This window comes from Pontibacillus halophilus JSM 076056 = DSM 19796, from assembly GCF_000425205.1.
GTDB lineage: Bacteria > Bacillota > Bacilli > Bacillales > BH030062 > Pontibacillus_A > Pontibacillus_A halophilus.
Genome location: NZ_AULI01000011.1, coordinates 80,836 through 94,946, shown reverse-complemented (window position 1 = coordinate 94,946; position 14,111 = coordinate 80,836). Strand labels below are relative to the sequence as shown.

General features: G+C 42.8%; 18 protein-coding genes. 15 read left to right on the top strand and 3 right to left on the bottom strand.

The genetic code is table 11. From position 1 onward, the window contains the following. Positions 1 to 247 precede the first annotated feature (247 nt). Complete coding sequence (trxA, locus tag H513_RS0111935) at positions 248 to 562, bottom strand: thioredoxin (RefSeq protein WP_026800962.1); 315 nt, start codon at positions 560 to 562, stop codon at positions 248 to 250. A gap of 118 nt (positions 563 to 680) precedes the next feature. On the opposite strand from trxA, the gene H513_RS0111930 reads away from it, so the two are divergent. Continuing rightward, on the top strand, positions 681 to 1,244 hold the full coding sequence (locus H513_RS0111930; RefSeq protein ID WP_026800961.1) for a CGNR zinc finger domain-containing protein: 564 nt from the start codon (positions 681 to 683) through the stop codon (positions 1,242 to 1,244). 190 nt (positions 1,245 to 1,434) lie between these two features. On the opposite strand, the gene H513_RS0111925 is transcribed toward H513_RS0111930, so the two are convergent. Further along, positions 1,435 to 1,896 (bottom strand): hypothetical protein, encoded by a 462-nt coding sequence (locus H513_RS0111925; protein WP_026800960.1) that lies wholly within the window; start codon positions 1,894 to 1,896, stop codon positions 1,435 to 1,437. Positions 1,897 to 2,161: 265 nt separating this feature from the next. Here H513_RS0111925 and H513_RS0111920 point away from each other — a divergent pair, with 265 nt between their 5' ends. The 4 genes from H513_RS0111920 to H513_RS21640 all read left to right on the top strand — a co-directional run bounded on the left by H513_RS0111920 (position 2,162) and on the right by H513_RS21640 (position 4,842). Beyond that, a complete protein-coding gene (locus tag H513_RS0111920) occupies positions 2,162 to 2,470 on the top strand; it encodes an ArsR/SmtB family transcription factor (RefSeq protein WP_026800959.1) in 309 nt (102 codons plus the stop codon). A gap of 24 nt (positions 2,471 to 2,494) precedes the next feature. After that, positions 2,495 to 3,271: an SDR family NAD(P)-dependent oxidoreductase gene (locus H513_RS0111915; protein WP_026800958.1), complete on the top strand. Its 777-nt coding sequence runs from the start codon at positions 2,495 to 2,497 to the stop codon at positions 3,269 to 3,271. A gap of 152 nt (positions 3,272 to 3,423) precedes the next feature. After that, positions 3,424 to 4,587, top strand: a complete 1,164-nt coding sequence (locus H513_RS0111910; RefSeq protein ID WP_026800957.1) for an iron-containing alcohol dehydrogenase — start codon at positions 3,424 to 3,426, stop codon at positions 4,585 to 4,587. Between the two features lie 93 nt (positions 4,588 to 4,680). Next, positions 4,681 to 4,842, top strand: a complete 162-nt coding sequence (locus H513_RS21640; RefSeq protein WP_154655238.1) for a hypothetical protein — start codon at positions 4,681 to 4,683, stop codon at positions 4,840 to 4,842. Between the two features lie 29 nt (positions 4,843 to 4,871). On the opposite strand, the gene H513_RS20155 is transcribed toward H513_RS21640, so the two are convergent. After that, positions 4,872 to 6,389 (bottom strand): glycine betaine uptake BCCT transporter, encoded by a 1,518-nt coding sequence (locus H513_RS20155; protein WP_036770101.1) that lies wholly within the window; start codon positions 6,387 to 6,389, stop codon positions 4,872 to 4,874. 171 nt (positions 6,390 to 6,560) lie between these two features. Between H513_RS20155 and H513_RS20150 the strand changes: the two genes are divergently transcribed. The 10 genes from H513_RS20150 (at position 6,561) to H513_RS0111850 (ending at position 14,099) form a co-directional block, all read left to right on the top strand. Next, complete coding sequence (locus H513_RS20150; RefSeq protein WP_036770105.1) at positions 6,561 to 7,448, top strand: RluA family pseudouridine synthase; 888 nt, start codon at positions 6,561 to 6,563, stop codon at positions 7,446 to 7,448. A gap of 206 nt (positions 7,449 to 7,654) precedes the next feature. After that, a complete protein-coding gene (gene trhO / locus H513_RS0111890; RefSeq protein WP_026800956.1) occupies positions 7,655 to 8,620 on the top strand; it encodes an oxygen-dependent tRNA uridine(34) hydroxylase TrhO in 966 nt (321 codons plus the stop codon). A gap of 236 nt (positions 8,621 to 8,856) precedes the next feature. After that, the gene (locus H513_RS0111885) at positions 8,857 to 9,315 is read left to right on the top strand and encodes an LPXTG cell wall anchor domain-containing protein (RefSeq protein ID WP_026800955.1); all 459 of its coding nucleotides are present in this window, start codon (positions 8,857 to 8,859) and stop codon (positions 9,313 to 9,315) included. Between the two features lie 10 nt (positions 9,316 to 9,325). Next, entirely contained in the window at positions 9,326 to 10,006 is a 681-nt protein-coding gene (locus H513_RS0111880) for a class D sortase (protein WP_051239942.1), read from the top strand. 217 nt (positions 10,007 to 10,223) lie between these two features. Then, entirely contained in the window at positions 10,224 to 10,424 is a 201-nt protein-coding gene (locus H513_RS0111875; RefSeq protein ID WP_026800953.1) for a cold-shock protein, read from the top strand. A 111-nt stretch (positions 10,425 to 10,535) separates the two neighbouring features. Further along, entirely contained in the window at positions 10,536 to 10,862 is a 327-nt protein-coding gene (locus H513_RS0111870; RefSeq protein ID WP_026800952.1) for a hypothetical protein, read from the top strand. 215 nt (positions 10,863 to 11,077) lie between these two features. Continuing rightward, a complete protein-coding gene (locus tag H513_RS0111865) occupies positions 11,078 to 11,875 on the top strand; it encodes a LysM peptidoglycan-binding and 3D domain-containing protein (RefSeq protein ID WP_026800951.1) in 798 nt (265 codons plus the stop codon). A gap of 376 nt (positions 11,876 to 12,251) precedes the next feature. Beyond that, a complete protein-coding gene (locus tag H513_RS0111860; RefSeq protein ID WP_026800950.1) occupies positions 12,252 to 12,629 on the top strand; it encodes a GntR family transcriptional regulator in 378 nt (125 codons plus the stop codon). Continuing rightward, a complete protein-coding gene (locus tag H513_RS0111855; protein ID WP_026800949.1) occupies positions 12,629 to 13,498 on the top strand; it encodes an ABC transporter ATP-binding protein in 870 nt (289 codons plus the stop codon). Before H513_RS0111860 ends, H513_RS0111855 begins: the two co-directional genes overlap by 1 nt. Next, entirely contained in the window at positions 13,491 to 14,099 is a 609-nt protein-coding gene (locus H513_RS0111850; protein ID WP_026800948.1) for an ABC-2 transporter permease, read from the top strand. Before H513_RS0111855 ends, H513_RS0111850 begins: the two co-directional genes overlap by 8 nt. Positions 14,100 to 14,111 lie beyond the last annotated feature (12 nt).

The following is a 14,111-nucleotide window of genomic DNA, read 5'->3' as shown; positions in this document are numbered from 1 at the left end:
TGATGTTGTGGTATTCGTATCGGATTGTTCAGAATGATTACTAGCCAAATTGAGTGAGGGGGTAAAGTAGAGGGGAGTGATAGTTATAGTGAGAAATATACAGAATAGGTGGGGTGACATGCTTTTCGTAAGGTTGGAGCAGGTGTTTTGTAGCGTTCGACAAACATTGGGAACAAAGTTAATGTTCAGCCAACCTCATTAACAAAAAAAGCCGAGCCGTCGCAATGACGGCTCGGCTTTCTACTACTTATTGGTGTTTGCTTACGATGTTTTCTAGTTCTTCTTTCGGTTTGAAACCAACTTCTTGGTCTACTAGTTCGCCATCTTTGAAGAATAGTAGTGTTGGGATGCTCATCACACCGAATTTTTGTGCAGTTTCTGGGTTTTGGTCTACATCAAGCTTCACAATTTTTACTTGGTCGCTCATTTCTGCGTCCATTTCTTCTAGTACAGGTGCGATCATTTTACAAGGTCCGCACCATGGTGCGCCTAGGTCTGCTAGGACTAGTCCTTGTTTTGTTTCTTCTGCAAATGTTGCGTCAGTAGCGTTTGTAATTGCCATGATTGTTTCCTCCTTGGTAGTAGTTCATTTTTTATAACCACTAAATAATTATTTGATGGTTAGAATGTTACGTTATGTTAGAATAGATGTCAACAAAGAAACACAAAGGTGGGTTACCATGGCAGAACGGATGACGTTTTCCCATTTTTCAGAGTATCCATTTATCAATTTCATTAACACAGTGAAAATGGAGCGGGGAGAAATAAAGGAACAGCTTCATGACAAAGAAGACTTAACCTATTGGCTAGAGCTCATGGTGGAGCACAACCAGTTGATAACGAAACAAGTGGAGCACATTCAAAGTGGGCCAATCGGCATTCGGGAACTACAATCTTTCCGTGATTGGTGCCGTTCCTATTTCAATGGCGACTTTGGGAAAGAGGAATTCTCTAATCGATTGAGCAGCAATTTAGAGGAAGTGCCACTTTATTTCGAATTGCACGGAGAACATTTAATTCCTCTGCCTTCATCGAAAGGAACAGACGGGTTAATCGCTCTATTGTCCTATGAAATATTGAATGTAATGAGCGAAGGCACGATAGACAAAGTGAAAGCGTGCGAGAACGAGGGCTGTCTTGCGTTGTTCGTCAACAAGAAGGGCAAGCGGAGATGGTGTTCCATGGACGTATGTGGGAACCGAGCGAAGGCGAAAAAGCATTACCGAAAGAAAACGAGCGTATAAAGACTTCCGATGAGGGAGTCTTTTTTTTACAACACCCTGGAATATAGTACCAGAAGATTGAATAGATGAGGGTTCGTCTTGGGCGAAGGGGTCCTCCTAACCTTTAAGGAGAACTGGGACCAAGAGAGATAAGAGGACGTAAACGTTTAGGTTTGAAAGTTGTAATGGTGATGAATGAGCTTCAAGTCGCTTACTTAGAATCGTGTCTTCTTAACTGAACAAGAAGTGCTAGACTAACCACACCAATACTTAAAGCCAATGCTGTCCCCTCTAGAATCGGAAAGGAAATATTGCTTCGAACGATGGGATATAAGATATGCGCACCGTTGCCCCACACATCAACCAAGATCCCACCAATCATGAGGACAAGGCACATTCCAACCCAATTGAAGAACAGGTTGTATGGTAACTGGTTCTTAAAGAACAAAGCTAAAGCCAGAGCTATGAATGGAGCGATTAGAAGAGAGTGAAGAGACACGATCCCGAACAATTTAGGGACGTCTAGTGAGAAGACAGCCAGGACACTAATCATCAGGAAAAGTGACGGGTATTGTCGAGAATTATTCCCCCGGAAATAGCTGGTCATAATCAGCATAGCCAGTAGTCCATGGAGAAGCGTAGACGGAATATGAGTAATGAATGTTTCCAGCATAAGGATCCCCTTCGTTGAAATTGGATGTAGGGAGTTTTCACCTTATTGAAAGACAGTAAACGTTGGAGGAGGAGTTCAGGAATTAGGGAAATACACGATTCATTTGAGCATAATATACCACTCTTCCAACCGAAATTAATCGAATGAGAAAGCTCATCTAGTATAAAGTGAGCTTCTTTAAATGCAAATGTGTTGCAGTTTTATTTCTATATGTTTAAAGTTTTAAATGTTTAAAAGTTTAAAAGTAATGAAGAGAGGTCTTGGCATGAAGAATGAGAAGGCTTTAGATTTATTTAGTCAGTGCACACCTGTATTTAACGCATTTGGGGATCCTGCACGTCAGGAAATCATTTTAGCGCTTGCTCAAAAAGAGAAAATGTCTGTAAAGGAAATTCGGGAACATTCCAATTTGTCACATCCTGCAATCTCTCACCATTTAAAGATCTTAAGAGAGAACAGCATCGTTGAATTTGAGAAGGTAGGCACGCAACGCTTTTATCGCCTCACGATTGGAGAAAGTGTGGAGCTTATTAAATCTTTAGTGGCTGAAGTGGAAGATGTTTGTGATTTGTAACAACCAAGAGAAAAGGTGAGAAGAATGAAAACAGCGTGTATTACTGGAGCTTCAACTGGTATTGGTCGCCAATATGCATACACATTGGCTGAGAAAGGCTACAATTTAATTATCGTATCAAGGTCACAAGATAAGCTGGATGCGATAGCAGATGACTTACAAGTTCGTTATGGAGTTAAGGTGCTTGTGATTGCTACAGACTTAAGCGAAAGGAATGCACCGGAGAACGTGTATCAGAGGATTAAGAATGAAGGTCTGCAAATCGACTTACTTGTGAATAATGCTGGATCAGGGAATACGGGTAAGTTGCTTGAGAGTAGTTTGGAGAAGAATCATCAGCAGGTTATGCTGAATGTAAATGCTGTTGTTAAACTTACGCACCTTGTGCTTGAGGAGATGGTGGAAAGGCAAGAGGGGGACATCATTAACGTTGCCTCTATGGCTTCATTTCAACCGATTCCGTACATGTCCATTTATGCAGCAACTAAATCATTCGTTCTTTCCTTCTCTGAAGGGCTGCATGAAGAGTACAAGGATGATGGAATACGTATCTTAGCAGTATGCCCTGGTAATACTGAGACGAACTTCTTCGACCATGCACCGGATTCCATTAAGGTTGGAAAGATGAGAACAGCCCATCAGGTAGTCGAAACAAGCCTAAGAGCACTTCACCGCAACAAAAGTTCCGTTATAGATGGAAGATCAAATGTGATGACAGCTTTACTGCCTAGACTTCTATCCCGTTCAATCGTGGCGAGAGTCAGTGCACAACTGATGAAGAAAAGCATGAAGAATGGTTAACTAAAGCGTAATGAACTTTATGCGATTGAAGATGTCGTTCACCTTTCCTTATCAAATTTCTCGATTACACCCATCAGCATTTTCGTTGAGTGAAATGGGAAGTGACGTGTTACACTATGAGGCGAACGATGATACATAGATGAGGTGACACAATGAACACATTTTTACAATACAATCCGACGAAACTTTACTTTGGTAAAGGGCAAGTGGAGCAACTTCAGCAAGAGATTCCCGAGAACGCAAACGTTTTACTCGTATATGGTGGTGGGAGCATCAAGCGTAACGGCGTTTACGACGATGTAATGAAGCAACTGAATGACGTCGACGCAACTGTATTTGAATTAACGGGTGTGGAGCCGAACCCACGTCTAACGACCGTGCGTAAGGGTGTTGAGATTTGTAAGCGTGAAGGTATCGACTTCTTGCTTGCGGTCGGTGGTGGCAGTGTTATTGACTGTACGAAGGCGATTGCGGTTGGAGCAACGTATGAAGGGGACGTATGGGACCTTATTACACAACAGGCTCCAATTGAGAGCGCACTTCCATTTGGAACAGTGTTGACTCTAGCAGCGACAGGCTCTGAGATGAATCCGGTATCTGTTATTACGAATTGGGAGACGAATGATAAATTAGGTTGGAGTTCACCCCATGCCTTTCCAACATTCTCCGTTCTAGATCCTGAATACACGTTCTCGGTGCCACAGGATCAAACGATATACGGGATTGTGGATAGCATGTCCCATGCATTAGAGCATTACTTCCACCGTACTCCAAACACACCGATGATTGATGGATTTATTGAATCGTTACTTCGTACAGCGATTGAGACTGGGCCGAAGTTAGTTGAGAATCCTCAATCATACGAATATCGAGAGACGATGATGTATATCAGTACAACGGCATTCAATGAAACGTTGAAGAACGGTACGGATGGTGGAGACTGGGCTACGCACCGTATTGAGCACGCAGTTTCAGCCATTTATGACATTCCGCACGGTGGTGGCTTGGCGATTCTATTCCCGAACTGGCTACACCACGTTATCGAAGAAGACCCATCTCGCGTGAAGCAGTTAGCGACAAACGTATTTGGTATTTCTGCTGAAGGGAAATCTGACGAAGAAGTGGCACGTGAAGGGGCAGAGGCATTACGTGCATTCTGGGATTCTTTAGGAGCTCCACGTACGCTTGGTGACTACGACATTACAGATGAAGATTTCGATTCGATCGTTGAGAAGACGCTCATTAAGCCTGGCGTTGGTACCTACGTAGAAATGAATGGTGAGCGTGTACTCGATATCTTACAACGCTCTCTATAAGGTAAGTCCTGACTCCCTCCCTATTAAGGAGGGAGTTTTTTGGAAAGATGGCCGAGTGTGATTCGTACACTATAGTAGAAGCGGGGTGACTGTGTGAAGAGAACCATGGGTATTCTTGGCATCTTGGCAGCCGTCCTAGGTTATGGCCTTTATTTCGTCAATGAAGAGATCTCAAAATGGGTGATTGGCACGATGTATGGCGTTGCATCCTTATGTTTTCTGTCTTTAGCTTATCTATTGCAAGCAAAGAAATAGCGCCCCTTCATATAGAAGAGGCGCTTTCTTTATCCAGAGGCGCTATACGATTTGCTCGTCGATGGTTGTTCGGAAGCGAGCTTTTCTTGGCGTAATGATTTGTATAGCGAATACACCATCAATAGCATAATAAATGAAAATGGGAAGGCGGCTGAGATTAACGCATTTTGCAATGCTTGTAACCCACCTGTATAGAGTAGAACCGCTGCAATAGTCGATTGAGCAATACCCCACACAAATTTCGTCGTTCTCGGCGGGTTCAATGAACCGTTCGTCGTTTGCATGCCGAGAACAAATGTGGCGGAGTCAGCTGATGTGATAAAGAACGTTCCAATGAGTAACATGGCAATAATCGACATGACAATGCTCAGAGAATATTGATCGAACACACCGAATAATGCCTGTTCATCAGGGAGGTCGGCAATTGCTGCACCAGCTTGTTGAACGTCAATGCCTGATACGCCGAAGGTTGCCATCCAAAGAAAGCTGACAATGGATGGGACAAGGAGTACACCAGATAAGAATTCTCTGATTGTACGTCCTCTAGAGACACGGGCAATAAAAATGCCGACAAATGGCGACCAAGCAATCCACCATGCCCAGAAAAAGACGGTCCAGTTCTGCACCCATTGCTGCTGACCGTCGTTGTTTGGAGCGAGACGAAGACTTTCACTTGGTAAGGAACGGACATAAGAACCGAGTGTGTCTACAAACGAATTGGCAATGTAGAGCGTTGGTCCGATTATGATCATCAGAAGGAAGAGGGCAGCCGCAAGTCCCATATTTGCATTGCTTAAGTATCGGATACCTTTACTGATTCCCGTATAAGCGGAAAGCATGAAGAGCCCTGTAACGACGACGATGATGAGAAGTTGAATCCAGAATTGCTTCTCATAACCGAGTAAATAAGAGAATCCTCCATTAATTTGAGCTGCGCCAAATCCGAGCGTCGTGGCTACCCCGACAATCGTCGCGAATACGGCGATTACATCAATCGCTTTCCCGAGAGGCCCCTTCATCTTATCCCCAAAGATAGGTTCAAGCGTTGCGCTGATAAGCCCGGGTTTCCCGTGACGAAATTTAAAGTAGGCAAGGACGAGTGCCACAATGGCATAGATGCCCCATGCATGAATTCCATAATGGAAGAACGTGATTCGAAGCGAGTCTCTTAATGCTTCTGTTGTTCCGGCTTCTGCAAGTGGTGGAGTCTTAGCGAAGTGGGAAATGGGGGAAGCGGCTCCGTAGAATACAAGACCAATGCCCATCCCTGCGCTAAACAACATGGCGAACCATGTGGAATAACTGAATTCAGGCTTGTCCTCTTGTTTCCCGAGTTTAATCTTGCCGTAGGGACTAACAATTAAGTAAAGACAGAACAGGACGAACAGCGATACGATAAGTAAATAATACCATCCAAAGTGGACCGAAATGTACGACTGAATGGACCCTGTAATGCTCTCAAAGTTCTTGGGGGCAATGACACCCCATGTTGAAGCGGCTATTGTAATGGCTAGTGTAATCCAAAAGACTGAAGTAACTTGTTTCATAATGTCTCCTCTCTTCGTGTCATTTTCACCCACAATTTGACAGGTGCATTGGTTATCCTATACCCAACTCCCTCGTGAATAAACAGTGGTGCCTAAATTTTCTGACAAGGTGTGTTGCTGTCCAGGTCGTGGTACGCTAGTGAAATCGAGAGTGTGTAAGGAGGAACTGTTATGAAGAAAGCGAAAGGAAATGAGGACAAGCATTTCACGGTTCATGAATCAACAGAGCTATTGCCATTTTTATTACATGTCTTAAACAAGAGTCGGAATTCTGTGAAGTCCATGCTAGGTAGAGGGCAAATTGCGATAGATGGAGATCCGGTTACAGCGTTTAATGCCCAGCTTCAGAACGGTCAAGTGGTGACGGTGTCGAATCGCACCATTACGAAGCAGGACGAGTGGGCGGGCTTGAAGATTCTGCATGAAGATGACCACATCATTGTCATAGACAAGGCATCCGGTCTATTGTCCATTGCGTCTGACAAGGAGAAGAGTGCGACGGCTCATCGGCAATTGATGGAGCATGTGAAGAAGACCCATAAGAACAACCGAGTGTTTATTGTTCATCGATTGGACAGAGACACGTCCGGTGTTATGGTATTTGCGAAGAGCGAGAAGGTAAAGAACATGCTTCAGGACAATTGGAAGGAAGTTGTCTCAAAGCGAACGTATGTCGCACTTGTAGAAGGTCGCGTGAAACACGAACAAGGGACAATTACCTCTTGGATGAAAGAAACGAAGACCCATCTTATGTATTCGGTTAAAGAGGGGCAAGGTGGAAAGTACGCCGAGACGCATTACAAGACGCTGCAAGCGAATCGTCGATTTTCTTTACTAGAGCTACAGCTGAAGACTGGGCGAAAGAATCAAATACGCGTGCACATGAAAGACTTGGGGCATCCAATTGTGGGAGATAAGAAGTATGGTGCCAGCACAAATGAGATTGGCAGGCTAGGACTACATGCGAAGGAATTGGCGTTTACACATCCTATAACAGGCAAGACAATTTCCTATCAGTCTGACATCCCAACGGTATTTAAAAGCCGAATCGATGTATAAAGCGATTAATAGGAAAAGACTGGCTTGGAAAGGCTATTGATTTTTCAATAGATATTCGTATATAATGTTGTGTTGTAATTAAAGGATTTAACAAATGGTTTACTAAGATGTGTTTTTTCTCATCTCTAACCATTGAGATCGAAAACAAAATCATCTGGCCAGCCTAAATTATATCCTGCAAATATAAATAGGTAGGTGGACTGAACATGGAAAAGAATTATCGAGTATTGCTTTACTATCATTATGTAACGATTGAAGATCCTGAGCAATTTGCTGCGGATCACCTTGAGTTCTGTAAGAGCTTAGGTCTTAAAGGACGTATCCTTGTTGCGAACGAGGGCGTCAATGGAACTGTATCTGGTACGGTTGAACAAACACAAGCGTATATCGATGCGATGAACAATGATCCAATGTTCCAAGACATGCCATTCAAGATTGATGAGGCAGAAGGACACGCATTCAAGAAAATGCACTGCCGTCCTCGTCCAGAGCTTGTTAACTTAAGCCTAGAAGACGATGTTAACCCGCATGAAATCACTGGTGAGTATCTTGATCCTAAAGATTTCTATCAGAAGATGCAGCAAGAAGACACAGTCATTCTTGATGCACGTAATGACTACGAATACGACCTAGGTCACTTCCGCGGCGCGATTCGTCCAGATATCGAAACGTTCCGTGAATTACCTGACTGGGTTCGCGATAATAAAGAAATGCTAGAAGGAAAACAAATCCTAACGTATTGCACAGGCGGCATCCGTTGTGAGAAGTTCTCTGGATGGTTGAAGCGTGAAGGCTTCGACAATGTAGGTCAGCTACACGGAGGAATTGCAACGTACAGTAAGGACCCTGAAGTGCAAGGTCAACTATGGGATGGACAAATGTACGTATTTGATGAGCGTATTAGTGTTCCGATTAACCAAGTTGAGCACAACGTTGTCGGGAAAGACTACTTTACAGGCGAGCCTTGCGAACGCTATGTAAACTGTGCAAACCCTGAATGTAATAAACAAATTATCATCTCAGAAGAGAATGAACACAAATATATGCGCGGTTGCACACACGAATGCCGTGTACACCCACGTAACCGCTACGTTCAAGAACAGGATCTTACTGAAGAACAAGTTCAAGAGCGTCTAGACGCACTAAAAGAAGAAAACGCACAAGCATTATAAGTAGTATAAGAAAAGCCCTGCCCATCCTTTTGAATGAGCAGGGCTTTTTATGTACGTGATAGGTTAAGAAATTAACAAGGAAATCCATATTCTAACCAAAATATATGTTAGAAAATTGTGTAAATTAATCGCTAAAACCGCCTCATCTTTCTTGATATATGGAATAAATTGGCTTATTGTGTAAGCAAATGGCCTGGATAATCTAGGTACATAACTATCGAAAAGGGGATGGGGACATGATGAAACGGTTTAGTATGTTGATGTTGGCTGGATTGTTCTTTATGGGTTTGTTGGCGGCTCCTTTGACGGTTTCTGCGGAGGATAAGAATTGTAGCGACTTTAATTCTTGGGAAGAGTTGGAGGCATTTCTTAATGATGGCTATGATTTAGAAGCAGATCCATATGGCCTGGATGGGAATGATAACGACTTAAGACCATGTGAGAACCTGCTACCGGCTGACTATGATGCAAGCAACTATGTAGCAACTAGTGATGAGAATCAGTCAGAAGAAGATTCCACTGAGTCAGATTCAGATGACGCGAGTGCGACAACTGAAACAGATGACTCCGATTCTTCTACAGGTGAAGAAGGAGAGACGATGCCAGATACAGCAACCAATCAACCTGCTTTGATGGCAGGCGGACTTCTACTAGCGGTTACTGGTGCGTGGTTGTTGCTTCGTAAGCGAGCATAAGGCTGTTGGGATGGGGCTCTTGCCTCATCCTTCTTTATCTAGAGGAGGTGAAGGCGACTTGAGGAAGTGGATTGGCATTCTATTGATGATGACGGGGTTAGTTGTTGCGGGTTATCAGTACTGGATATGGTCACAGGCACGCTCATCAGCAGAGACGTTAACTCAAGATGAGGTGGAGGAGTATGAGGCGCTGAAGGAACAGAAACACCTCTCATCAACAGCGATTACGACTCAAGAGCCTTCTTACATAGAAGAACGGGATTACTCTGAAGGAGAGAAGGTTGGTGCACTCATTATCCCGAAGCTTGAGGAGAACAATCACTTCTCCGTTTATTGGGGAACGGATGAGAATACGCTGCAAGCAGGCGTCGGCATGTTCGACAGCGACCTAACGACGACACCGTTAGGTCGGAAGCATACCGTGTTGAGTGGGCACCGTGACACAGTCTTTCATAATCTAGGCAAGCTAGGAGAGGGCGACGAATTGATGGTTGAGTTCGACGGCAATCTCTACGTGTATGAAATTCAAACGACGTGGATTACAGATGCCGAAGACCGTTCTGTGATTGTTGATAAAGAGTCAGCTACCTTAACACTGACGACTTGTTACCCATTTGACTTCTTTGGCAATGCACCAGACAGATACATCGTTCAGAGTAAACTTACATCAATTTATCCGATACCCGATTAAGCCCCGCGATTGAGGGGCTTTTTGGGTGGTTATTGAGACTAGGAGCTAGATTTTTTAAATCGATTTTTTCGTGATTGTTGACTTCAGTGAAAAATCTGCTATACTTTAGTTAATTATTCTTGTTCGAAAGAAAGATAGTTACTTGTTAGCTTCATCTTGAATGTAGAGCAATGATAGTAATACAATGTGGATAATATCCACGCAGGAGGCAATTAATATGCTACAAGGTACAGTAAAATGGTTTAACGCAGAAAAAGGTTTTGGATTTATCGAAGTTGAAGGTCAAGACGATGTATTCGTTCACTTCTCTGCCATTCAAGAAGAAGGCTTCAAAACTCTAGAAGAAAACCAAACAGTTAACTTCGAAATCGTTGAAGGCGACCGTGGCCCACAAGCTGCGAACGTTACTAAGCAATAGTTTCGATTGCTAACTTCAGAAAGAGACCCTAGCGATAGGGTCTCTTTTTTTATGCTTTTTTTCCTTACATAAATGAAGTGTACGTTCAGGAGAGGAAGAGGATGGGCTTCGTTGATTACGACCTTGACTACGATTGTAGTGGTCAGGATACTTACAAATAATCCTGTACTCTTTGATCTTATGTTCTTTATCATGCCAGTTGTCATTGCAATTGGTGCGGTCTTATCCATGGGGGTTGAAATGTTGGTAAGAAATCTGAATCATCGATGGCTCGTTTCACTAGGCTTACATGCAGTTGCTGCCTATGTGGTCTGCACCGGTTTAGTAGTGGACTGGGGGTCTCCGATATTCTATTTCTTTGCACTGCCAATGGCATCTTTCTATTGGGCGACGGATGAGATCATTAGAAGGAGAGAAGAGAGTCATTTCCATACCTAACATTTAGTTGAAGCGGTCACATCAGGGTTGTGAGCGCTCTTCGTCATGCGTTCTACTAACTATTACAAGGGTGTAAAACAACTGTTAACAACGTAATGAAATTGTATCCATTCTGTTGTTGGTGTGAGAGAAAAAGATGTTATAGTGGGTAACAGAGTTTCAAAGGAAACATTAACGCAATCAAACATTTTACTGTTTGCTAGGAGGTAACCAACATGAAAAAGAGCATTCTTTCACTAGCGGCGGTCGCATCGATTATGGGTACAACTTCAATCACGGCAAGCGCTGAGGAAGTTGTTGTTGATAAAGGAAATACACTATGGAGCATTTCTCAAGATTACGGCGTAACGGTTAATGAACTACAAGAAATGAACGGACTATTGAATACAACCATCTATCCAGGACAACGCTTGTCAACTGGGGAGAATCAAGAGGTTGCAACTGACTCAGCAGATGTGCACACTGTCGAACGTGGCGACACATTATGGAGCTTGGGTCAACAATACGGGACAAGCGTTTCTGAGCTGAAGGCATGGAATAACCTTTCTTCAGACTTGATTATCGTAGGTGAAGAACTAACGGTAAATGGAGAAGCAACAGCACAACCTGTCGAAACGGCTGCTGCGCCACAAGCTTCTAATACAGAGCAGTCTAACCCTGTAAATGAAACAAGCGAACCTAAAGAAGCAACGAACGATTCGAATGACCAACAAAATGAAGCGGGTCAAACAATGACGATGGAAGCTACAGCGTACACGGCTAACTGCGAAGGTTGCACAGGCGTAACCGCTACTGGCATTGACCTAAATGCGAACCCTGACCAGAAAGTAATTGCTGTAGACCCAGACATCATTCCACTAGGTTCTGAAGTTTATGTAGAAGGCTACGGCAAAGCCGTTGCAGGTGACATTGGCGGAGACATCCAAGGTAACCGCATTGACATCTATCATCAAAGCCACTCTGATGCAATCAACTTTGGTAGACAAGATGTAGAAGTAACCGTACTAGATTAATTATGAAAGAGACGTCCTTTTAAGGGCGTCTTTTTTTGTTTTCAGTGAACGATACCTCGCTATCTTGCGTGTTAAACGTAGGAATAGGTAAGTTTTTTTGTTTAGAGAGTTGTCTATCAGGTCGATTGTGAATGTGAGAAAAGAAACTCAAGAAAACGAAAAAATTTGCTTAATAAAATATGATAAAATCGGAGCCTTTTCCAGAGATTTAGTTAGGGAAGGCTCTTTTTTTAATCTGTCAAACAGAAATGAACTATATGGCTCTCGCTATTGGGGGTCTTGTTCTTTGCATCTAATTCCATATTTTACAATTAGCTATTGTATATATTGTATATAATGTATATAATTGTATATATACAATTAGAGAGGGATCTACATGAAAATTATCATATCGAACACGTCAAAGGCACCCATCTACGAACAAATCTACACACAGATGAAGAATCTAATCATGGAAGGGGAGTGGGGGTCAGGTCAGGCGCTTCCTTCTATGAGGCAACTTGCGAAAGACTTACAAGTGAGTTTAATTACCACGAAGCGAACGTATGAAGAGCTTGAGAAGAATGGGTACATCTTCTCTATCGTGGGTAAGGGTTCCTTCGTATCAGACCAGAATAATGAGATGATTAAAGAAGGCAAGAAGAAGGCGGTTGAAGAGCAATTAATGACTGCGATTAAGAATAGCAAAGACATCGGTATTACGTTACCTGAGTTGAAAGAGCTGCTGACGTTGTTATATCAGGAGGGTGAATGATGGAGAATGTAATGGAATTGCGGGATGTGAACTTGTCACTTGGGGATTTCCAGTTAAAGGATTTCTCATTAGACGTGAGGAAGGGATTTGTAACAGGATTCATCGGTGGCAATGGTGTGGGGAAATCGACCACGATTAAGTTGATGATGAACTTGCTTCAACCGGATTCTGGATCAATCAGATTGTTCGGGTTGAACTATAAGGAACATGAGAAGGAAATTAAGCAGCGTATTGGATTTGTGTACGATGAGAACATCTTTTATGAGAATCTTACGTTGAAAGAGATGAAGGAAATTGCGAAAGGTGCCTATGATCGTTGGGATGACGATGTGTTCCATACCTATGTGAAAGCTTTTAATTTGCCGTTAAATAAGCAAATGAAGACCTTCTCAAAAGGAATGAAGATGAAAGCCTCCCTGGCAGTTGCTTTGTCCCATGATGCAGAGCTAATCATAATGGATGAGCCTACCTCAGGCTTAGATCCCATCTTTAGGAGAGAGTTGTTGGGAATCCTACACGAGCTGTTACAAGATGGGGAGAAGACCATCTTCTTCTCTACGCATATTACGACGGACCTTGATTCAATTGCTGATTACATTACCCTTATCCATGACGGACAGCACGTCTTCACGAAGGATTTAGAGGAAATTAGAGATGAATTTGCTATTGTCAAAGGGGATAAGGAAGTAATAGACCGAGATACAGAGAAGGAATTTATCTCACTAGAGGTATCTCGCTATGGATTTCAAGCGTTAACTGCGAATAAACAAAGGGTGCAGAACATTTTCGGAGATTACGTCATGCTTGAAGAACCTACTCTTGAAGAGATTATGTTCTATCACCAAAAAGGGGTTGGAAGCCATGTATAATCTGATACGAAAGGATTTCGTAATACAGAGAAAGACACTAGCTCTCATGATGATAGGAATCGCAATCTATTTGTTTCTTGATATTTCTTCCATGTGGGTAGGCGTGGTGTTTGGAATTGTGATTGTAGTGAACACGTTCGCACTTGAAGAGAAAGCGTCTGTTCACAAGTTCATAAACTCCATGCCCTATACCCGAAGAGAAGTTGTCCAGTCACGCTATGTCGTCGTTCTTCTGTTCACGTTACTCGTTGCCACTGTCATCTTCATGGGCAATTTAGTGATTCATAGAGAATTGATCGATTGGAAGGATATGCTGATCATGTGTAGCATGGTTATTCTAGCAGCTTCGTTTATCATGCCCTTTTGTTATAAATTCAAGAGCAATTACCTTCTTATCTCCTCAGTGATTGCTTTCGCTAGTTATTTCGTGGTCGTTACGTTGTTCGTCCCGAATTTAAATGATTACATTAGAGAATTAATGAATGTAATCTTAAGCTCAGACCGCTTTTTTATCTATCTATTCCTTGCTGTGGTTGTTAGTTTCATTTATGGATTGTCTGGAGTGTTATCGACGCGGATCTATCATAAGAAAATCTTCTAATTCCATTTGGAT